The 19,729-nt window shown below is 37.5% G+C and carries 19 protein-coding genes and 1 riboswitch; of the genes, 9 read left to right on the plus strand and 10 right to left on the minus strand.

The window, feature by feature from the left end; translation table 11 throughout:
* Window positions 1-9: 9 nt before the first annotated feature.
* Window positions 10-312, minus strand: coding sequence for a PTS sugar transporter subunit IIB (locus BGI23_RS25345; RefSeq protein WP_001023567.1), 303 nt, complete (start codon window positions 310-312; stop codon window positions 10-12).
* 383 nt (window positions 313-695) lie between these two features.
* On the opposite strand from BGI23_RS25345, the gene BGI23_RS25350 reads away from it, so the two are divergent.
* On the plus strand, window positions 696-1,796 hold the full coding sequence (locus BGI23_RS25350; protein ID WP_070807182.1) for a polyamine aminopropyltransferase: 1,101 nt from the start codon (window positions 696-698) through the stop codon (window positions 1,794-1,796).
* Between the two features lie 27 nt (window positions 1,797-1,823).
* The gene (speD, locus tag BGI23_RS25355; protein WP_044792025.1) at window positions 1,824-2,195 is read left to right on the plus strand and encodes an adenosylmethionine decarboxylase; all 372 of its coding nucleotides are present in this window, start codon (window positions 1,824-1,826) and stop codon (window positions 2,193-2,195) included.
* Window positions 2,196-2,288: 93 nt separating this feature from the next.
* Here the strand turns inward: speD and BGI23_RS25360 are convergent, their stop codons facing one another.
* The 5 genes from BGI23_RS25360 to BGI23_RS25380 all read right to left on the minus strand — a co-directional run bounded on the left by BGI23_RS25360 (window position 2,289) and on the right by BGI23_RS25380 (window position 5,225).
* On the minus strand, window positions 2,289-2,693 hold the full coding sequence (locus BGI23_RS25360) for a DUF3021 domain-containing protein (RefSeq protein WP_044792024.1): 405 nt from the start codon (window positions 2,691-2,693) through the stop codon (window positions 2,289-2,291).
* A gap of 3 nt (window positions 2,694-2,696) precedes the next feature.
* The gene (locus BGI23_RS25365) at window positions 2,697-3,146 is read right to left on the minus strand and encodes a LytTR family DNA-binding domain-containing protein (protein ID WP_070807183.1); all 450 of its coding nucleotides are present in this window, start codon (window positions 3,144-3,146) and stop codon (window positions 2,697-2,699) included.
* A 133-nt stretch (window positions 3,147-3,279) separates the two neighbouring features.
* Entirely contained in the window at window positions 3,280-3,597 is a 318-nt protein-coding gene (locus BGI23_RS25370) for a PTS sugar transporter subunit IIA (protein ID WP_070807184.1), read from the minus strand.
* A gap of 9 nt (window positions 3,598-3,606) precedes the next feature.
* Window positions 3,607-4,908, minus strand: coding sequence for a PTS cellobiose transporter subunit IIC (celB, locus tag BGI23_RS25375; RefSeq protein ID WP_044792018.1), 1,302 nt, complete (start codon window positions 4,906-4,908; stop codon window positions 3,607-3,609).
* Between the two features lie 14 nt (window positions 4,909-4,922).
* Window positions 4,923-5,225, minus strand: a complete 303-nt coding sequence (locus BGI23_RS25380; protein ID WP_070807185.1) for a PTS sugar transporter subunit IIB — start codon at window positions 5,223-5,225, stop codon at window positions 4,923-4,925.
* Between the two features lie 222 nt (window positions 5,226-5,447).
* On the opposite strand from BGI23_RS25380, the gene BGI23_RS25385 reads away from it, so the two are divergent.
* The 3 genes from BGI23_RS25385 to BGI23_RS25395 all read left to right on the plus strand — a co-directional run bounded on the left by BGI23_RS25385 (window position 5,448) and on the right by BGI23_RS25395 (window position 8,647).
* Window positions 5,448-6,665 carry a dicarboxylate/amino acid:cation symporter gene (locus BGI23_RS25385; protein WP_000649370.1) on the plus strand — a complete coding sequence of 406 codons (1,218 nt, stop codon included), beginning with the start codon at window positions 5,448-5,450 and terminating at the stop codon, window positions 6,663-6,665.
* Between the two features lie 248 nt (window positions 6,666-6,913).
* A complete protein-coding gene (locus tag BGI23_RS25390) occupies window positions 6,914-8,071 on the plus strand; it encodes an acyltransferase (RefSeq protein WP_070807186.1) in 1,158 nt (385 codons plus the stop codon).
* 195 nt (window positions 8,072-8,266) lie between these two features.
* A complete protein-coding gene (locus BGI23_RS25395; RefSeq protein WP_000609839.1) occupies window positions 8,267-8,647 on the plus strand; it encodes a VOC family protein in 381 nt (126 codons plus the stop codon).
* Between the two features lie 40 nt (window positions 8,648-8,687).
* Here BGI23_RS25395 and BGI23_RS25400 read toward each other — a convergent pair whose 3' ends face one another.
* Entirely contained in the window at window positions 8,688-10,688 is a 2,001-nt protein-coding gene (locus BGI23_RS25400; RefSeq protein WP_070807187.1) for a YhgE/Pip domain-containing protein, read from the minus strand.
* A 135-nt stretch (window positions 10,689-10,823) separates the two neighbouring features.
* Between BGI23_RS25400 and BGI23_RS25405 the strand changes: the two genes are divergently transcribed.
* On the plus strand, window positions 10,824-11,708 hold the full coding sequence (locus BGI23_RS25405; protein WP_070807188.1) for a LysR family transcriptional regulator: 885 nt from the start codon (window positions 10,824-10,826) through the stop codon (window positions 11,706-11,708).
* 47 nt (window positions 11,709-11,755) lie between these two features.
* Here the strand turns inward: BGI23_RS25405 and BGI23_RS25410 are convergent, their stop codons facing one another.
* Both BGI23_RS25410 and BGI23_RS28505 read right to left on the minus strand, forming a co-directional pair.
* Window positions 11,756-12,841: a transcriptional regulator gene (locus BGI23_RS25410; protein WP_070807189.1), complete on the minus strand. Its 1,086-nt coding sequence runs from the start codon at window positions 12,839-12,841 to the stop codon at window positions 11,756-11,758.
* A 91-nt stretch (window positions 12,842-12,932) separates the two neighbouring features.
* The gene (locus tag BGI23_RS28505) at window positions 12,933-13,082 is read right to left on the minus strand and encodes a hypothetical protein (protein WP_002174240.1); all 150 of its coding nucleotides are present in this window, start codon (window positions 13,080-13,082) and stop codon (window positions 12,933-12,935) included.
* 244 nt (window positions 13,083-13,326) lie between these two features.
* Between BGI23_RS28505 and cydA the strand changes: the two genes are divergently transcribed.
* The 3 genes from cydA (at window position 13,327) to BGI23_RS25430 (ending at window position 17,428) form a co-directional block, all read left to right on the plus strand.
* Window positions 13,327-14,682 carry a cytochrome ubiquinol oxidase subunit I gene (gene cydA / locus BGI23_RS25420; protein ID WP_000381959.1) on the plus strand — a complete coding sequence of 452 codons (1,356 nt, stop codon included), beginning with the start codon at window positions 13,327-13,329 and terminating at the stop codon, window positions 14,680-14,682.
* Complete coding sequence (locus BGI23_RS25425; RefSeq protein ID WP_000544181.1) at window positions 14,675-15,700, plus strand: cytochrome d ubiquinol oxidase subunit II; 1,026 nt, start codon at window positions 14,675-14,677, stop codon at window positions 15,698-15,700. Before cydA ends, BGI23_RS25425 begins: the two co-directional genes overlap by 8 nt.
* Before the next feature lie 369 nt (window positions 15,701-16,069).
* Window positions 16,070-17,428: an arsenic transporter gene (locus BGI23_RS25430; RefSeq protein WP_000021134.1), complete on the plus strand. Its 1,359-nt coding sequence runs from the start codon at window positions 16,070-16,072 to the stop codon at window positions 17,426-17,428.
* A 256-nt stretch (window positions 17,429-17,684) separates the two neighbouring features.
* On the opposite strand, the gene thiC is transcribed toward BGI23_RS25430, so the two are convergent.
* Window positions 17,685-19,445: a phosphomethylpyrimidine synthase ThiC gene (gene thiC / locus BGI23_RS25440; RefSeq protein WP_070807190.1), complete on the minus strand. Its 1,761-nt coding sequence runs from the start codon at window positions 19,443-19,445 to the stop codon at window positions 17,685-17,687.
* 112 nt (window positions 19,446-19,557) lie between these two features.
* Window positions 19,558-19,673, minus strand: a riboswitch (TPP riboswitch).
* Window positions 19,674-19,729: the final 56 nt, after the last annotated feature.

Consider the following 19,729-nt stretch of genomic DNA (forward strand, 5'->3'; position numbering starts at 1 on the left):
CCCCCCTAATTATTTTTTTAGTGTTAATGCGTGATCTAAAACTGCCTCTCCATTCATCATGCCGTAGTGCATTGGATTGATAACGTCGATTCCAACGTTCTTCTCATCAGCAAGCGTTTTCATTGAAGAAAGCATGTAACGAACTTGTGGTCCTAATAATAATACATCCGCTTGATCGATATTTGTTTTTACTGCATCCCCAGATACAGCCCAAATCTTTCCTTCTAAACCGCGAGCTTTTGCAGCCGCTTCCATTTTTGTAACTAGTAAACTTGTAGACATCCCTGCTGAGCAACATAATAAAATATTCATTTGAAAATCCCCCTTGTGTAGTATAAAAAATTTATATTTTATTTATTTTTCTTTACGCTATTTATTAATGCAATTAGCGTGCCAACTTTTTAAAACCACTAAATTCAGCACTTTTTCGACCATTTTCTTTGTGTGTTAACGCTTTCAATTAGTGTGTCGACCAAAAAACACACAGTGTGTTATAAAACAACACGCTTTTAACACATAACTGTATGAAAATAGATTAGTGTTTAGTTGTCTAGTTGTGTTTAAAACAAAAAAACACTAAAAAAATTTTTTTAGCGTGAAAATCTATTAAAAAAACTCCTCTATCTATTGTCCAAGCAAACTCTACTAAATCACATAGAATAGAGTAAAGTAACACAATTCGAAAGGGGATTCCTATGCCAAAACATAGAAAACAAAGCAAAATAAAGATTTATAGAATAACAAGCTATAAAAAAGACAAACGTTCTGAATTAGACTCTAACAAATTTGAACTAGAACAGCAGGAAATAGAAAATAAGCAGGACAAGCACGGTAAACAAGGCAAACAGGATAAACAGGACAAGCAAGCACAAACGGAAAATGTAGTCATAGTACCCACGGATTCACACAACCTAGATATATGGGATGAAATTTCTTTAAAAGAAATACAAGCTGGTGAACATACAAGTTTATTGAATGAAAAAAGCAATTATCAAAATATTCATTTGCTACAAGTAAGCGATATCCGTTTATATTTGGACAAGCAACTACAATTCAGTTCCGTCGATGAGCAAATTTATCATGAAGCACTTGTACATCCAATTATGTCAAAAGTAATTGATCCAAAACGTGTTCTCATATTAGGTGGTGGCGATGGTCTTGCCCTGCGAGAAGTTTTGAAATATGAAACTGTGCTACATGTAGACCTTGTTGATTTAGATGAGGCAATGATTAATATGGCACGTAATGTTCCAGAAATAGTATCTTTAAACAACAATGCATTTTTGGATAGTCGCGTGAATGTGCACGTATGTGATGCGAAAGAATTTCTAAATTCTCCTTCATCCTTATACGATGTAATTATTATTGATTTTCCTGATCCAGCAACAGAAATTTTAAGTACTTTATATACAAGCGAACTTTTTGCTCGGATAGCTACATTCTTAACAGAAGATGGTGCATTCGTCTGCCAATCTAATTCACCTGCTGATGCACCTCTTGTATATTGGAGTATCGGTAATACAATTGAACATGCGGGATTAACTGTGAAAAGTTATCATACAATCGTTCCTTCTTTCGGAACTGACTGGGGATTTCATATTGCCGCTAATTCTGCCTATGTACTCGATCAAATTGAGCAATTATATGTAGTGCCAACACCTCGAACATTACCTTCTCTTCTTTCTCCTTTATTTCAATTTAGAGAAGAACATTTAGAACAACGTAATCTCGCTCTTTTAAACTCAGAATCGAATCTTGTCCTACATCAATGTTACAAACAGGAAATGGAATTTTAACAACATTATAGTAAGGAGCGTTACCTTATGGAATATTCTACTTTCGGTAAGCATATAATAGTAGATTTATGGGGAGTGGATTTTTCCCTATTAGATGATATTTACTTTTTAGAACATCATTTAGTTCACGCTGCTGATCAATCTGGTGCCCACGTTTTAAACGTAAGTACAAAAGAATTTGATCCACATGGTGTTACTGTTTTAGTTTTACTATCAGAAAGCCACCTCTCTATTCACACTTATCCAGAAAAAAACTTTGCCGCCATTGATTGTTATACGTGCGGTACAACCGTTGAACCGCAAATAGCGATTGATTATATCGTAAGTATATTGAAACCAAATGAGATGCATATAAAAAAACTGATTCGTGGTATAGGAGAAATTGTTACTGTCGATTAAATATCACTCTTACTCATTTGTAAAAAGGAGGATTGTAAATACCATCAGTGGAACACATATTCCACTGATGGTTCAGACACATACATAATTTTTTCACCTTAATTGATGATTTATTTTTTTTATTTTTCGCTTCCAATATAGGGTCATTATGAACCAAATTATGAAGTAAATAAAAATAAAGATTCCTATACAAACAAGAATCGGACCGAAACGATTCGGAACCCACCCAATCAAAATTGCTGTAGGCAAAAATGTTCCTAGCAAAACGATAAAGTGAATACTTGTCTGTTTTAATATACTCCATTCTTCCTTTTCAAAAACAAATGAAGCAAAAGAGAAGATAAGTCCTATTATATTTGCTGTTACTAAATATGCGATTAATGTTTTTGTTTCCACTGTCTCCATTCCATTTACATAACCAATCCATAAAAATAATAGACTATATACCATCGCTATCCCTAAACCAAAAGCGATTTTATTTATAACCCTATCAAACATCTTTTAACCCCCTCCTATATTTAAAGCTTCTTTAATGAGCGGTACATATTTTCTCGAAACGTATTCTTTCATTCCGTTAGAAAAATGGGCACACATACTGCCACTAAAAGACATTTCAAAACTTTTGACATGCCCTAAATTTGCAAGTATCGACTTAGAAAATCTAGCAAATCGTTTTCCAGCTAACTGTTCTTCTAATTCATATAGGCGAGCCTTGACCTCAAGACTCCCTTTCTTTGTTTGCGCCATAACTTTTCTCTCTTCTGTATAGAACCAATAAATATCATTTAAATTCAATAAATAATACTGCTGATTTAACACACCAACAATTTGATTTACAGTTCCCCCTTCTATTATTTTTAAAAGTTGCTGAATTTCATCTGTCACTTCTTTTGTTTTTATAATAATTTCTACTTCGTCTTGTGATGGGTCCAATTCGATGCGAACTTTCATCTACTTCCCACCCCCTTTACAACTTTATTTTTACATAAACTTGGAAATAATAAATAAAATTATGTGTAAGTGGTTCTCTCTTCGCCATAACAGTATCTTTACGAAACATAAAAAAACCTTGCATACGCAAGGTTCATTCAGCCGCTGACATCTTCCTATATAATTCTACAAATTCACTCGCTAATTCCTTCACTGTAATAGCATTCATTAAATGATCTTGTGCGTGCACCATGAGAAGGGTAACTTCGGTCTTTTCACCACCAGCTTCTTTCTGTATGAGGTCCGTTTGTACACGGTGCGCCTCTTTTAATTCTTCTAACGCTTCTTGTAATTTCGCTTCTGCTTCTGTAAATTCTCCACGCTTTGCGCAATCAATTGCTTCCATTGAACAACTTCTCGCATTTCCCCCATGCAAGATTAAGTGAAAGGCCTTCGTTTCTATCGTATCCATTTTAGTTCTTTACTCCCCCTTTTCTTCCGCCACTTTTTGTTTATCCCATATTTTTAAGAACGGTAAATAAATGAAGAATGCAAGCGCAAAGTTAACAAGTTGTAAAACAACACCTGAAATTTTCCCGCCCGATCCTAAATATCCACTAAATAGAATTGGTGTCGTCCAAGGAACAGCAGCACCGCTCGGACGAGCAACTAATCCCCATTCCATTGCAAAGTAAGAAACAATTGTTAACACAACTGGAACTAATATAAATGGAATTAATAAAATTGGATTCATGACAATCGGCATCCCAAAAGTTACCATCTCATTAATATTAAATATACCAGGCGCAATTGACAATCTACCTATACTTTTTAATTGCTGACTTCGGGCAAATAATAACATTCCTACAACTAAAGCAAGCGTTGCACCAGATCCACCCATATAAATCCATAAATCAAAAAACTGTGCAGTAATCGTATTTGGTATATCTTGCCCTGCTTGGTAAGCAATTCGGTTTTGATCCATTAACGACAACCAAACGGGACTCATTACACCACCAACAATAGTAGCTCCATGAATTCCACATGACCAAAGAACATGAACGAGAATAACAGCTATTATTGCGCCCCAAAGACTAGCACCAAGTACACTAAGTGGTTCCTGTAAAATTTGCCCCACAATATTATGGATACTGCCAAAAGAAGTATTTTCTATAATTAAGCGTACAATCCAAATAACCGTTACAACAATAAATCCTGGAACAAGCGCGGCAAATGAACGTGTCACAGCTGGCGGAACTGTCTCTGGCATCTTTATAATTATCTTTTTTTGTACAATAAACCGATAAAGTTCAGTAGATATAAGTGCAATAATCATTGCTACAAATAACCCTTGGCTTCCCATTAATACAGCTGGGATAGCACCTTCTACAAGTACACTCTCTTTTGTACTTGGTATAATATATGCAACTTGAAATGGCGTCGCAAGTAAAAACGTCACAAGGGACAATGCTCCGGATGCTAAAGCATCCACTTTATAATATTCCCCCAGTCTGTAAGCGATTCCAAAAACAGCTATTAAAGCCATTATATTAAAAGTCGCACTAACTGGATACCCTAAAGCCCTCTGCCAATTCTCCCCAAACAAACCTGCCATAAAATCATTATAGCCTGGTATTGGTAATGCACTAATAATAAGGAAAAATGATCCAATGATTAAAAAAGGCATCGTCAACACAAGTCCATCACGAATCGCTAGCAAGTGCCTCTGCTCTGCAACCTTCCCTGCTACCGGCATTACATATTTCTCTAAAAACCGTATCATCTATCCCACTCTCCTCATGGTTTCATTGACAAAGCTGCTTGCAGGATTGCTTCCCCATTACAAAGCCCGTAATGGACGGACTGAATGACATCAACAGGTATCCCTTTCCCTTTACATAACTCTTTCATTTTCGGTAATAAATAGCGTACTTGTGGTCCAAGTAAAAGTACATCAGCTTCATCTATGTGACTATTTACTTCAGAACCTGATACTGCCCAAATCTTTACCTCTACCCCTCTTGCCTCTGCTGCTTTCTCCATTTTCGTAACAATTAAACTGGAAGACATTCCCGCTGCACAGCAAAGTAAAATATTCATCCCTTTTCCCTCCCCCTTTTTCCAAACCTAAGTCACGGTGCATCCTTTGCCACCACTAGGTTACAAATATATATGTCTAGATTTCCTACTGTATGCCGAGCTTAAAAACAAAAATTTCTCGGTTTTCACGCTATTCCATCTATCATTATTCTCCTAGTAAAGAAGACGCTAACTCGCTATAATAATTCAGTATGATTTTTTAATTGATAGGAGGATATATTTATGAAGGCATATCGCTTTCCACTTATTTTATTATCTTCTATCCTAATTGGTGGTTTCATTGGTTATTTCATGGGTGCCGATGCAGTTGCTTTAAAGCCGCTTGGTGACATTTTCTTAAACTTAATGTTTACGATTGTTGTACCGTTAGTGTTTTTTAGCATCGCGTCATCTATTGCTAATATGGATGGATTAAAACGTTTCGGTAAAATTATGTCTAGTATGGCTGGGACTTTCTTATTTACAAGTATTTTAGCTGCTATTTTTATGATTATTGTCGTGAAAGTATTCCCGCCAGCACAAGGTGTTGTATTAGAATTAACCCAACCTGACAAAGCTGAGAAAGCAGTTAGTGTTGCAGATCAAATTGTCGGTATTCTAACAGTATCTGACTTTTCGAAGTTACTATCTCGTGAAAATATGTTAGCTCTTATTTTCTTCTCTATTTTAATGGGGATTGCAACTTCAGCAGTTGGTGAAAAAGGAAAACCATTCGCTACATTCTTACAAGCTGGTGCAGAAATTTCAATGAAAGTCGTATCTTTCATTATGTACTACGCTCCAATCGGACTTGCTGCTTACTTCGCAGCATTAGTTGGTGAATTCGGACCACAGCTTCTTGGAACTTACTTCCGAGCAGCAATGGTATACTATCCAGCGTCTCTTATTTACTTCTTTGTATTCTTTACGTTCTATGCATACCTTGCAGGTCGCAAGCAAGGTGTACAAGTATTTTGGAAGAACATGGTCTCTCCTACAGTTACATCTCTTGCAACTTGTAGTAGTGCCGCAAGTATTCCAGCGAACTTAGAAGCAACGAAGAAAATGGGTATCTCTTCTGACGTTCGTGAAACAGTTGTCCTTCTTGGATCTACACTTCATAAAGACGGCTCTGTTTTAGGCGGCGTATTAAAAATTGCTTTCTTATTCGGTATTTTCAACATGGAATTCGAAGGACCGAAAACATTAGCAATCGCACTTGTTGTTTCTCTATTAGTAGGAACAGTAATGGGTGCTATTCCAGGCGGCGGTATGATTGGTGAAATGTTAATCGTTTCTTTATATGGCTTCCCGCCAGAAGCATTGCCAATTATCGCAGCAATCAGTACAATCATCGATCCTCCTGCAACGATGTTAAACGTAACAGCAGATAACGCTTGTGCCGTAATGACAGCTCGCCTTGTAGAAGGTAAGAACTGGATCAAAAACAAATTTGCTTAATAGATAGAAAGAGGATGCTCGGTGTGAGCATCCTCTTTTTGTCCTTATTTGTTGATAAGTCGATATTCCTTGTCGAAACGTCGATATATTGAAAAAATCGTTGATATATTTGAAGTTATGAACGATATATCCGAAAAATCGTTGATATAATCTATTCCGCCACAAATTTGTTAAAATCTTCACAAATATTCCACATCCATTATTCATTCTCCGTACTATAATCATGTATGGAAAAGGAGATGGACCTAATGACACAAAGCGCACCTGAATTTAAAGTTCTGCAAAGCATTGCATTCCTTGCTGTCGTTTTGCAAAGTTCCTTATTATATACAATGAATCAAGGAAATGTCTTACTTGAGCAATCCCTCATTATGGGCATGCTATTTAACCTTGCAAAATTTTCAGCACCTGCATTCATATTTATCGTCGGCTTCCACTTAATTCGTCACTATACAAAGCAATTAGTATACAAAGAATATATTTCTGAAAAAGCCGCACATTTACTCATTCCTTATCTCTTCTGGTCTATTCTTTACTTATTAACAACAAACGATATGATCACATTACAAGGCGGAATAAAAAGTTTATTACTCGGAACAGCCGCACCCCATCTTTGGTATGTGATTATGATGTTTCAAATTCACCTACTGTTCCCTTTGCTGTGCACACTATTTTATTGGTTTCAAAAACGAACAGAAAATAAAAAAGACATATATAAATATATGACCGTCTTTGCTTGCCTATATTTCCTCTTAATGTGGTATTCTTCGCACTACATTTTTAATGGAGAGAAATTGACTAGCTCAACCATTTTACATTATACAGACCGTTCCTTCTTCTTCTACTCATTCTATTTCGTCATGGGAGGAATCGCTGCTGTAGCACTAAAAGCGTGGCGTACATTTGTCATAAAACATATTCCGCTTATTACAATCTTATTTTTTATCTTATTTTTATTCATCAATTATGAGTTATTTAGTTTTTACGGAGCAAACTCTATTCATTTAACCGTTTCGACTTATTTAAAGCCATCTATGTTTTTATATATCGTATGCGAAATTATCATACTTTACGTGCTATCTATTACAATCGTACAACGACGCGGTTTCTTATATAAAGCTTTACGATTTATCGGGAATTACACGTATGGTGCTTATTTAGCTCACTTTTTCTTTTTGCAACTATGTACAAAGTTTCTTTCTTTATTCATACTGCAAGAAAACACAATATTGTATAGCTTATTATTATTTACAATAACAGCCATAATCTCGATTTCAACAATGGTCATATGCAGTACACTACCATTTCATACATGGATTACAGGACCTTCTCCTAGGGCAAATATGAAATGGGCTAAGATTGCACTTCGGAAAAATCACGAAAAGGTATTCAAACCATATCTTTGATATAATAAAGTGAAACTTTAATCAGTGGAGGGGTTCTTCATCCCCCACTGATTATTAGCCTTCACCAATCAGGCATTTACGGGCAGTTGATTCTTCACCTAACTTCTTTTCTTTTGCTGAATGTTGAGGTAGGGGTCTTACTGCCCGTTAATGCGGGATAGAATTCCATACAAGAAAAGAAAGTAGGATACACCTATGATTAATCAAATTGGACAAATTATGTTATATGTAAATAATCAAGATGAAGCCATGCAATTTTGGACTGAGACAGTAGGATTCCAAATTATTGCGGAAGAAAATAACGGACAAGGTTTTCGCTGGATTGAAATTGCACCGTCAAAAGAAGCAGGAACAAGCATCGTCCTTCACGATAAAGAGTTAATTGCAAAGATGCAACCTGAATTAAACTTAGGTACTCCTTCACTTATGTTCTTCTCTAACAACTTAGATCAACTATATAAAGATCTTTCTGAGAAAAACGTTACTGTTGGACAAGTTGTAGATTTACCTACTGGCAGAGCTTTTAACTTTGCTGATAATGAAAACAATTACTTTGCGGTAATGGAACGCAAATAAAAAAGAAGCTATCCGAAAAAACCGGATAGCTTCTTGTATTTTAGGAAACTTGTTCTGCATTCGTTTCCCTATGTTGTATATGGCTCGTAATCCAAGCAATTCCCCCCGCAACAACGAGATAGCATAACAATATTAAAATTTGCATTTGTAATTGCGACCAATCTCCTAAAGAAATCACATCTTGCAATCCTCTAAGAGAATGGGACATTGGGAGAAATTGTCCAATCTTGCTAAGAACAGCTATATTTAATTCTCCTGGGAAAGTCCCACCGCTCGTCGCTAATTGCAAGACGAGAAGCGTTACCGCTAAAAACTTTCCAACAAGACCAAATACCGTTACTAACATAAGAATAAACGTCATGAACGTAAAGGAAATAACGATACTTGATAAAACAAAGAGTGGTACACTTGCAACTTCTAATTTCATAACTCCTAGCACAACCACATCCACAAGTAGTGCTTGAATAAGTCCAATTACATATACTAACCCTAATTTATTAATAAAATGTACCGTTCCGCTTACTTTCATATTTTGTCTACGGCCAAGCGGTAAAATATTTGATGCCATAATTCCGCCAACATAAAATGCAAGCGATAAGAAATATGGTGCAATACCTGAACCGTAATTAGGCACGTCAGAAACTGTTGACTTCACTAATTGAACTGGCTCTGAGAACATCGTATTGCGTGCATCATCATTGCGAACATCCGCTATCTTCTCTGCGCCCTCTCCCAATTTCGTAGAAAGTTCTTTCGCACCATCGTCAAGTTTAACAAGTCCGTTCGTTAACTGATCAGCACCATGATTCAGCTCTGTTCCCCCGCTCGCAAGTTGATTTACACCTTCTTGTAATGATGTAAATCCAGTTCCCCATTTCGTAAATCCATCAGCTAAATTCGCCGCACCATCTGCTATCTTTTTCGTTCCAACAGTAGCCTCATTTAACTTAACTCCGAATGTATTCATACCTTCTTCCATCATATGCTGACCATCCGCAAGCTTCTTTGCACCTTGCGTCAATTGTTGCTGGCTATTATTTAAGCTGTTTGTTGCTTTAGCTAATCCATTAGAAGTAGCAACGATTTTTTGAAAAGCAGGGTCTTGCTGCACTTCTGGATGACTTTTCACGTACTCTTCTAATTGCTGTTTTACACTATTTGCTGCATTGTCCGCTTTCACTTGCCCTTCAGCAAGTTTCTCACTTCCGTTCACCCATTCATTTGTACCAGCACTTAATTCACTAACCCCTGATTGTAAAGTTTTTTCACCTTGTGCTAGTAACTCCATACCGGTATGAAGTGAGGTTGCTCCTTGACTGAGCTCATTGGCTCCGCCAGTTAGAGCTGATTGGCTAGAAGCAAGTTTTTCACTTCCCTCTTTCACTTTTGATGTCCCGTCACTTAAACGATGAATACCATCTGCAAGCTGATTTGCCCCATTTCTTGCATCTGTCGTTCCTTCATGTAACTTTCCAGCACCATCACTTGCATCACGCAACCCTTGTGCTAATTCTTGAAACTTTGAAAAGACACCTTCTGTATAAGATTTCGTAATACTATTTGAAATTTTTGTTTTCATATTTTCAACAGCTGTCGTTCCAATTTGCGCTGCTACAAAGTTTTTACCCGGATTTACTTTGTACTGCAATTGTGCTGGTTCTGGTTTCTCATTCATAAGTGTACTTACCTTTTTAGAGAAATCGGCTGGAATCGTAACAACCATATAGTACTTATCTTCTTTTAGCCCTTCCTCAGCATTTTTTTCTGATACAAAATGAAAAGCTAGTTCCTTATTCTCTTTTAAATTTTTTACAAAATCGTCTCCTGCATGAATTGTTTTCTCATCCATTGCAGCACCTTTATCTAAATTTACAATCGCAACAGGTAATTTATCTAATTTTCCGTATGGATCCCAATATCCAGCTAAAAAGAACCCTGAATAAATTAAAGGAACGATTAACAAAAAAATTAAAGCGATACGCCCATGTTTATGGTGCCACATCGCTTTCCAATCTTTAAATACAAGTTGAATTCCTTTCATGAAACATACTCCTTCTCCGAATTTCACACCATTAGAATGGTTTAACAGATTTACTATACACGTCCATTTCCATACTGTATAATACATCTTTAATTATCAATCCATTCCTTTTGGTCTATAGAAAGGAGAATCAAAATGGAACTTCTTCAACTAAAATACTTTCAAACAGTTGCACGATTAGAGCATATGACAAAAGCCGCTGAAGAATTGCATATCGCACAGCCTTCGCTCAGCAAAACAATCGCTAGACTAGAAAAAGACTTAGGCGTCCCGTTATTTGATCGCCAAGGTCGACAAATTACATTAAACTCTTTCGGGAAAGTATTTTTAAAACGAGTAGAGCGCATTTTTCATGAAGTAAGTGAAGGCGAACGAGAAATTAAAGATTTAGCTGACTTACAACAAAGCTCTATTACGTTGGCTGTTTCTATTCCAAGAATATTACCCGAACTAATTGGTTCTTTTTTACTAGAACATCCTAACGTTCGATTCCAACAATTTCTCGCATCTACTCCTTCTATGAAACGACAACTAGATAATATAGAAATTGACTTTTGCATTTCTTCTGTGCCAATTGAAGGCGAAGAGATTATTTGGGAACCACTTATTACAGAAGAAATTTTCTTAGTCGTCCCTTCAGGGCACCGTTTATCAGAACGTGAAAGTGTATATTTGCATGAAGTAAAAGACGAACCGTTCATTAGTATGAACACTGGTTACGGATTTCGGCACTTAACAGATGAATTTTGTAAAGAAGCTGGCTTCACTCCACATATTGCTTTTGAAGTAGATGAACCAACCGTGATTAGCGACCTCATTAAGCAAGGCCTCGGCATCGCCTTTGTCCCAAGTTTAACTTTATTAAAAAACTCTACTTTAGCATTAAATAAGTTACGTATTATTGAACCAAATTGTGAGCGAACGATTGGGTTAAGCTGGTCAAAAAAACGTTACTTATCGAAAACTGCTCAGAAATTCCGTGAATTCGTAATTGATTACTTCTCCAATATTAGGACTTAAAATGATATCAAACAATAAAAGATGCCATCCCCATAGGGTGGCACCTTTTATTGTTCACTCTTCTCTAATTCTATTTCAGCTAAAAGCGGCAAAACATTATCAAAAATATGCGTATTGTTATTTTCACCTGTTACATATCCACCGTAATATCTACTAAATACGTTGTCATTTCGGAATGTGGCCATATGATCATATAATTCCTTTGCGAACTTTGTATCACCTGTTTGTAGTACGTACAAAATCGTGAGTCCGTAAGCGGCTGGCGATTCATAATTCACAGTTTGTTTTCCCGTTTCTAAATTGTAACGACCGTATAGCTTTCCATCCTCCTGGAATTTCTTCTTTATAAATTCCAAATAAGCATCTGATGAAAGACCACCTAAACTACGATGATATGCAACGTATGATTGGTCAATAAGATTCACTTCTTTGTCGTACGTAAATGTACCATCTGCTTTATACTCTTTCGGGAATGCCCATCCATGCCTTGGATAATCCGCTAAAAATTGAACGACTTCCTCATATTGCTGAGCAGAAACTTTTCCATACTTTTTCATATAGGAAAATGCGCGCGGATTTATATATGACGTTGTTGCAAAATCATTTTGTTTCCTTGCATCTGCATCATAATAATCAACATAATAATTACCTTTCTTATTATAACGAATTACAGCATCACTCAATTGATCTGCCAAGTTTTTATAGCGCTCTTCCTTGTACATTTCATAAGCGCGATATAACTGTTCTATAATACGAAGATCATCGATAAGTGCATTTGTAGCTGACTGCATTTCTCCCTTTTCAGAGATTTTCCATAAAACAATTTGGTTCTTATGTACAAAGTTATTTTGAATAACTTTAACTTGTTCATCGAATAACGCTTGATCGTCTTTATCGAGTGTATATTGCAGCCATAGTCCTGCTGATTCCGATAAAGCTTCACGGCCTTTCGCTTCACCAGTACCTGCTTTTGTATCCTCTAAACGATATGTAGCAAGCGTCCCATTTTCATTCACCATATGTCTTAAAATAAAATGTTCCGTACGGTTTCCTTGCAAAGCTGACCAAAATACAATTCCACCTAAAGCGATTAAGAGAACAACTCCAACCCCTATATATAAACGTTTCCTCAATCTATTCACCTCCCTAATAAGGCTAGCCTTAATTTTACCAGAACATACGTAAGATTAAAAAAGACAATCTATTAGATTGTCTCCCGTTCCTCTATCCCTCACAAGCCTCTTTAGAAGGTCTATATAGCGATTCCACAAGTCGATCATATTCACGACGCGTAATCTCTTTATTATACAGCTTCAATAATAAATCTCTATGCTCTTTTGAAAATGCCATCTTTTTAATGACTTCAGGATACATAAAACATCCTCTCCATTTCACATAAACTTCTTCACTCCGAAAACAGAACTTATGTTCGCATAAAAGATTATAAAATATTCCTTACTAAAAAACAAACAAAATATTAACTTCTTTCTATTTAGAATATTCAAACATAATATTATCATATCCACTTTTTAAATACATATATATTTTTGGAAGTTTTTTCGAATAAATCTTCCAATTCAATCAGAAAATAATGGCAAAAAAGAAGAGGAGTTTACATATGGATACGGTAACATTAGCAAGAGCATTTTTCGGTTCTTCACTAGCATTCCACATTATCTTCGCAACACTTGGTGTCGGACTTTCATTAATGATTTTTATAAGTGAAATACTCTATCACTGGAAGAAAGATTCCGACTATGCCATTATGGCGAAAAGATGGACAAAGGCTTTTGCCATCCTTCTCGGTGTAGCAATTCCAACTGGAACAATCGTTGGTGTGCAAATCTCACTGCTTTGGCCTGGTTTTGCCAAAATTGTTGGGCAGGTTATTTCTGTTCCCTTTCAAATTGAGATTTTCGCCTTCTTTTTAGAGGCTTTGTTCATGTCCATTTATGTATATGCAGCTGACAAACTACCTCCATTCATGAGATTAATCTCGCTATTCTTCGTCATGATTGGTGCCACGGCATCCGCCGTGCTTATTACATCGGCAAATACATGGATGAATACACCCGCGGGCTTTTCAATGGGACCAGATGGATCAGTTTTTAACGTTGATCCGTGGAAAGCTTTCTTTAATCCGAGTTTTGGCACGAGCGCATTCCACGTTGTGATTACAGCCTACGCAACTGGAGCTGCCGTCATTGCCTCTATCGCCGGATTTAAATTATTAAAGAAGAATGTAAGTGAACGTGAAGTGGCATATCATAAAAAAGGACTACTGTTAGGACTCGTCGTGACATTTATTACAGGCGCTACGATGTGGCTTTCGGGACACGAATCGGCAATTGCTTTACATAAGCATTCCCCTGAAAAACTGGCATCTGCTGAAGCTTTATTTGAAACGACATCACATGCACCGTTATCAATTGGCGGCGTTGTAGATCCTAACACACTTGAACTAAACTATGCACTAGAAATTCCGAACATGCTTAGCCTACTAGTAGGACTAGACCCTAACACTGTCGTAAAAGGACTAAAGGAATTTCCACAAGAAACATGGCCACCATTTTACACGCATACACTGTTCAATTTAATGGTTGGCACTGCTGCCTTTACCTTTGCAGTTGCAGCAATTGCCCTCTTATATTGGTACTTTGTTTACCGAAAAAAAGAAACAGAGCTACCGAAGTGGCTTCTTTGGGGAGCTGCCGCATGTGGACCAGTTATGATGCTCGGCATTGAATTTGGGTGGATTTTCAGCTGTAGCGGTCGTCAGCCATGGACCATTTATGGTATGCAACGTACAGTCGACGCTTCTACACGCGCTGATTTTGTCGGTCCTTTATTTATTCTATTCATCATTTTATATATTGGACTCGGTATTTTAACAGTTTTTGTACTACGGACATTCTTTAAGAAACATCCGCTTACAAATGATTTACATCACGAAGGAGGCGATTCTCGTGCATGAGGAAAGTATTGCAATCATCATCTTATGGGCTCTTATTTTCGTATACAGTATATTAGGGTCCATCGATTTTGGAGCAGGTTTTTGGGGCATGGTATACGCAAAACATCCAACGCTAGCTGCCAAGCTTGCCAACCGATACTTATCACCGACTTGGGAAGTAACAAATACATTTCTCGTCTTTGTCGTTGTCGCTTTTCTTGGCTTCTTTCCGAAAGCCGCTTTTACCCTAGCAACGGTAATGTTCGTACCCGTTATGTTAATTCTAGTACTCGTGGCAATTCGCAGTACATTTATGGTATTTGCTTATTCTCTGCCGAAGTACCAACACCTTCTTCGTATTATTTCAGGTATTACAGGACTCTTAATTCCAGCCCTATTAATTACCGTTTTACCTGTTACAGAAGGTGCCTATATTACAATGTCTGAAGGAAAAGAAGTACTCCTATATGGAAAACTTCTTTCTAGTCCTGTTATTTATTGTTATATGCTCTTCGGACTAACTTCGGAACTATTTCTTTCCTCTCTCTTTCTTGCTGATTTTGCGAGAGAACAAGGTTCAGAAGATGCATATAGAATTTATAGAAGAAACGCGATTATCCTTGGTCCTGCAACGCTCGTTACGGCGATTATTGCCCTCGTTGTAATGGATCCGGAAACACACTGGCTTATGCAAGGGCTAATAAAGCAATTCACATGGTTTACAGTTTCTATCGTTTTATTCATTATCGGATACTCTTCTCTTTGGTGGACAAACAAGAAGTATGACACACTAGGATACCCTCGCATTGCCGTTTTAGCAGTCGTCGCTCAATATGCATTTGCAAGTTATGCTTACGGCGTTGCGCATTTACCGTATATTATTTATCCTGATGTAACTGTATTTACAAGCTTTACAACGGTCGAAACATTCTATGCATTGCTTATTCTATATGCAATTGGGATTGCAATTTTATTACCAGGATTTATTTTCTTCTGGAATTTATTCTTGAAGGATCGAACTTTTTTGAAGGAAAAATAATATTGTAGGGCCTGTTCCAAAAGGTATTTTGGGATGGGCTCCTTTTGTCATGTTTTGTCGATAAGTCGATATAATTTAAAAATCGCTGATATATTTTGAGTTGCGCCGATATATTTCAATAATCGCTGATATATCTCCATAATCACCTATATAAATTTTATTTACTATCTTACTGCCCCATTAATTTCTAGACTCCTCTCACAATAGTTATTTCACTAAGAGAGATACTTGTCCCATAACTTGAAAAACACATATTCATTGCACTCCGTTATACGTCTAGTTCTTCTTATTTTTTGCTGAATATACTACCAATACAAACCTTAAGACAAGCTACATTACTTTAAGGAAAAGTAGAAAGGTAGGTAAAATATGAGCATTGAAATATGGATTACTATTATTGTATTCTTCTTAACAATGATTGTTATCTTTTGGCGACCTCGTGGTTTAAATGAGGCGTGGCCGGCAGCAATTGGCGCTGGCATTATCCTGATTACTGGACTTGTATCAAAACCAGACGTCATGGACATTATTAGTAAAATTGGCGGTGCCTCTATAACGATATTAGCGACCATCGTTATGGCGGTTATATTAGAAAGCTTCGGCTTCTTCCACTGGTCTGCGGCGAAACTTGCAAACTTAGCAAAAGGTTCCGGTCGCCGTTTATACTGGTATATTCAATTATTATGTTTTCTTATGACTCTTTTATTTAATAACGACGGTAGTATTTTAATTACAACGCCAATTTTAATTCTTCTCCTAAAAAATCTTCAATTAAAACCGCATCAACAAATCCCTTATTTATTAAGCGGTGCTTTAATCGCTACTGCATCTAGTGCACCAATTGGTGTAAGTAATATCGTAAACTTAATCGCATTAAATATCGTGAATATGACTCTTTATATGCATACTGCTATGATGTTTGTACCTGCAACATTAGGACTATTGTTTATGTCATGGCTTATGTATACGGTTTTGAAGAAAAAACTTCCGAAAAAATTGCCTGTTTCTTCATATGATATTGAAGAAATATTCTTCACGAAAAACTTTCATCCGTTAAAAGGAAAAAATTCAGTTGATACGAAACAAAAACGGACAAGGTTCATGCTAAAAGTATTAGGCTTCGTCTTCCTTATGCGCTGTCTTCTATTCGTTGCATCCTTCTTATCCATCCCAATCGAGATTGTTGCCGTACTCGGTTCACTCGTTCTTCTCATTTGGAGATGGTACTACTTACGAACGAACCCTGTCGACATTTTGAAAAAGACACCTTGGCACATTTTGATTTTTGCTTTCTCTATGTATGTCATTATTTACGGGCTCCACAACGCAGGATTAACAGCAGCGCTTGTCCAATGGCTTGAACCAGTTGTAAGTCAACATCTGCTTTATGCTAGCTTTGCAATGGGTGGACTCGTTTCTCTCCTCTCCAATGTCTTCAATAATCACCCTGCACTTATGATTGGTACCATTACGTTAACAGAAATGGGATTAGATCCAGTCACATTAAAAACTATCTATCTCGCAAATATCATTGGTAGTGACATCGGTTCACTATTATTACCAATCGGTACGCTAGCTTCTCTCATTTGGATGTATATCCTGAAACAAAACAAAATTAAAGTAAAATGGAAAGACTATTTAAGTGTATCCCTTATCGTTATTCCACTCACAACAGTCGTTACATTATTCCTCTTATTCTACTGGGTACATCTCTTCTTCGCCTTATAAAGTGAAACTTTAATCAGTGGGGGTTTTGTTCATCCCCCACTGATTATTAGCCCTAACCAATCGGGCTTTTACGGGCAGTTGCCCCCCCACCTAACTTCTTTGCTTCCGCTGAATTTTGAGGTGGGGGTCTTACTGCCCGGCAAATAGCGGGATAAACAACAGAAGCCCGCTTTGCTACCGTCTTAGCAAAGCGGGCTTCTTCTATATTTAAATTAGGTACTACAGTGTGATCAATCAAGTAAAGAGGTGTAACGTGTTATTGGTATAAATGACTACCTGTTTCTTTAAATTCTTTCGCTTTTTCTTTCATTCCTTTTTCAATTGCTTCTGTCGTTTCTAAATCATTTTCTTTTGCATATTCCCGAATATCATGTGAAATTTTCATACTACAAAACTTCGGTCCACACATGGAACAGAAATGAGCCGTTTTCGCACCTTCTGCTGGCAACGTTTCATCGTGATACTCCATCGCGCGTTCAGGATCTAAAGATAAATTAAATTGATCGCGCCAACGGAATTCAAAGCGAGCTTTTGAAAGTGCATCATCACGCTGATGAGCCGTTTTATGCCCTTTCGCCAGATCAGCTGCATGTGCAGCGATTTTGTACGTAATAACACCTTCGCGTACATCATCTTTATTCGGTAAACCTAAATGTTCTTTCGGCGTTACATAACAAAGCATCGCTGTTCCAAACCAGCCAATCATCGCAGCTCCAATTGCGGATGTAATATGGTCATAACCTGGTGCAATATCTGTCGTTAAAGGCCCAAGTGTATAGAATGGTGCGCCCTGGCAAATATCAAGCTCTTTCTCCATATTTTCTTTAATTAAATGCATCGGTACATGCCCAGGTCCTTCAATCATCACTTGCACATCGTGTTTCCAAGCAATCTTCGTTAATTCACCAAGTGTTTCAAGCTCAGAGAACTGTGCTTCGTCATTTGCATCTGCAATCGAACCTGGACGTAATCCATCTCCAAGAGAGAACGAAACATCGTACTGCTTCATAATTTCACAAATCTCTTCAAAATGAGTGTATAGGAAATTTTCTTTATGATGGAATAAACACCACTGTGCCATAATCGAACCACCGCGTGAAACGATACCTGTCGTACGTTTCGCCGTAATTGGAATATAACGAAGTAATACACCAGCGTGAATTGTAAAGTAATCTACGCCTTGCTCCGCTTGCTCAATTAACGTATCACGATACACTTCCCACGTTAAATCTTCTGCAATTCCGTTTACTTTTTCCAATGCTTGATAGATTGGTACAGTTCCAACTGGTACAGGTGCGTTACGAATAATCCACTCGCGCGTCGTATGAATGTTTTTACCTGTAGATAAATCCATAATCGTATCTGCACCCCAGCGAGTAGCCCACGTCATCTTCTCTACTTCTTCTGCAATAGAAGAAGATACAGCAGAGTTTCCGATATTCGCATTAACCTTCACATGGAAATTACGTCCAATAATCATCGGTTCTGCTTCAGGATGGTTAATATTCGCTGGTAAAATAGCGCGCCCTTCCGCGATTTCCTTACGAACAAACTCTGGCTCTACTCCTTCACGAATCGCAACATATTCCATCTCAGACGTAATGATGCCATTACGTGCATAATGCATTTGCGTAACATTTGCACCTTGCTTCGCTCTAAGTGGTTTACGATCCATTTGCGGGAAAACAGGTGTATGTTTCGAAGCCACTTTCACACCGTCATCCTCTGGTTTCACTTCGCGCCCTTCGTATGCTTCTACATCTCCGCGCTCTAGAATCCAAGAGTGGCGCGGCGCCTGCAACCCCTTTTCCAGCTCCACTTTATACGCAGGATCTGTATAAGGTCCGCTCGTATCATATACACGAATTGGCGGATTCGGAACGCCGTTTGTATCGCTTTGTTCAATCTCACGCATCGGCACTTTCATACCTTCTCGTGGTCCATCCACATACACTTTCTTGCTTCCTGGTAAACTCGATTTCAATTCAATTTGCTCAGCTGAAACAGACTGTTTCATAACCTTTGTTGCCCCCCTGTACGTGACAAGGACGAGATATGGCCAGCGTATGCCAAAATAAAAAGAGCCAGGTCCATAAAAAAATAAGGACCTGGCTCATAAAGACATCATTATGTAAAGCCGTTAACTTCCCTACGCTGGTACGAGCCAGATCAGGTCCAAAGGGTTAAGAAGTTCACGCACTTCTCTCTCAGCCTACGCATACGTTAGGCACCCCTAGTTTATCACTGATTTAATTTTCAATACTTTCTCATCATACACGATAATCTGAAAAATGCAAAGTT

Origin of the sequence: Bacillus sp. ABP14, assembly GCF_001831375.1 — a bacterium.
GTDB lineage: Bacteria > Bacillota > Bacilli > Bacillales > Bacillaceae_G > Bacillus_A > Bacillus_A paranthracis.

What these genes read in the sequence shown, in the direction of transcription:
- BGI23_RS25430 (WP_000021134.1), top strand. Translation starts at nt 16,070, where the DNA reads ATGAGCATTGAAATATGGATTACTATTATTGTATTCTTCTTAACAATG.
- BGI23_RS25365 (WP_070807183.1), bottom strand. Translation starts at nt 3,146, where the DNA reads ATGAAAGTTCGCATCGAATTGGACCCATCACAAGACGAAGTAGAAATT.
- BGI23_RS25345 (WP_001023567.1), bottom strand. Translation starts at nt 312, where the DNA reads ATGAATATTTTATTATGTTGCTCAGCAGGGATGTCTACAAGTTTACTA.
- BGI23_RS25385 (WP_000649370.1), top strand. Translation starts at nt 5,448, where the DNA reads ATGAAGGCATATCGCTTTCCACTTATTTTATTATCTTCTATCCTAATT.
- BGI23_RS25370 (WP_070807184.1), bottom strand. Translation starts at nt 3,597, where the DNA reads ATGGATACGATAGAAACGAAGGCCTTTCACTTAATCTTGCATGGGGGA.
- BGI23_RS25350 (WP_070807182.1), top strand. Translation starts at nt 696, where the DNA reads ATGCCAAAACATAGAAAACAAAGCAAAATAAAGATTTATAGAATAACA.
- thiC (WP_070807190.1), bottom strand. Translation starts at nt 19,445, where the DNA reads ATGAAACAGTCTGTTTCAGCTGAGCAAATTGAATTGAAATCGAGTTTA.
- cydA (WP_000381959.1), top strand. Translation starts at nt 13,327, where the DNA reads ATGGATACGGTAACATTAGCAAGAGCATTTTTCGGTTCTTCACTAGCA.
- BGI23_RS25380 (WP_070807185.1), bottom strand. Translation starts at nt 5,225, where the DNA reads ATGAATATTTTACTTTGCTGTGCAGCGGGAATGTCTTCCAGTTTAATT.
- BGI23_RS25360 (WP_044792024.1), bottom strand. Translation starts at nt 2,693, where the DNA reads ATGTTTGATAGGGTTATAAATAAAATCGCTTTTGGTTTAGGGATAGCG.
- BGI23_RS25395 (WP_000609839.1), top strand. Translation starts at nt 8,267, where the DNA reads ATGATTAATCAAATTGGACAAATTATGTTATATGTAAATAATCAAGAT.
- BGI23_RS25400 (WP_070807187.1), bottom strand. Translation starts at nt 10,688, where the DNA reads ATGAAAGGAATTCAACTTGTATTTAAAGATTGGAAAGCGATGTGGCAC.
- speD (WP_044792025.1), top strand. Translation starts at nt 1,824, where the DNA reads ATGGAATATTCTACTTTCGGTAAGCATATAATAGTAGATTTATGGGGA.
- BGI23_RS25390 (WP_070807186.1), top strand. Translation starts at nt 6,914, where the DNA reads ATGACACAAAGCGCACCTGAATTTAAAGTTCTGCAAAGCATTGCATTC.
- BGI23_RS25405 (WP_070807188.1), top strand. Translation starts at nt 10,824, where the DNA reads ATGGAACTTCTTCAACTAAAATACTTTCAAACAGTTGCACGATTAGAG.
- BGI23_RS28505 (WP_002174240.1), bottom strand. Translation starts at nt 13,082, where the DNA reads ATGTATCCTGAAGTCATTAAAAAGATGGCATTTTCAAAAGAGCATAGA.
- celB (WP_044792018.1), bottom strand. Translation starts at nt 4,908, where the DNA reads ATGATACGGTTTTTAGAGAAATATGTAATGCCGGTAGCAGGGAAGGTT.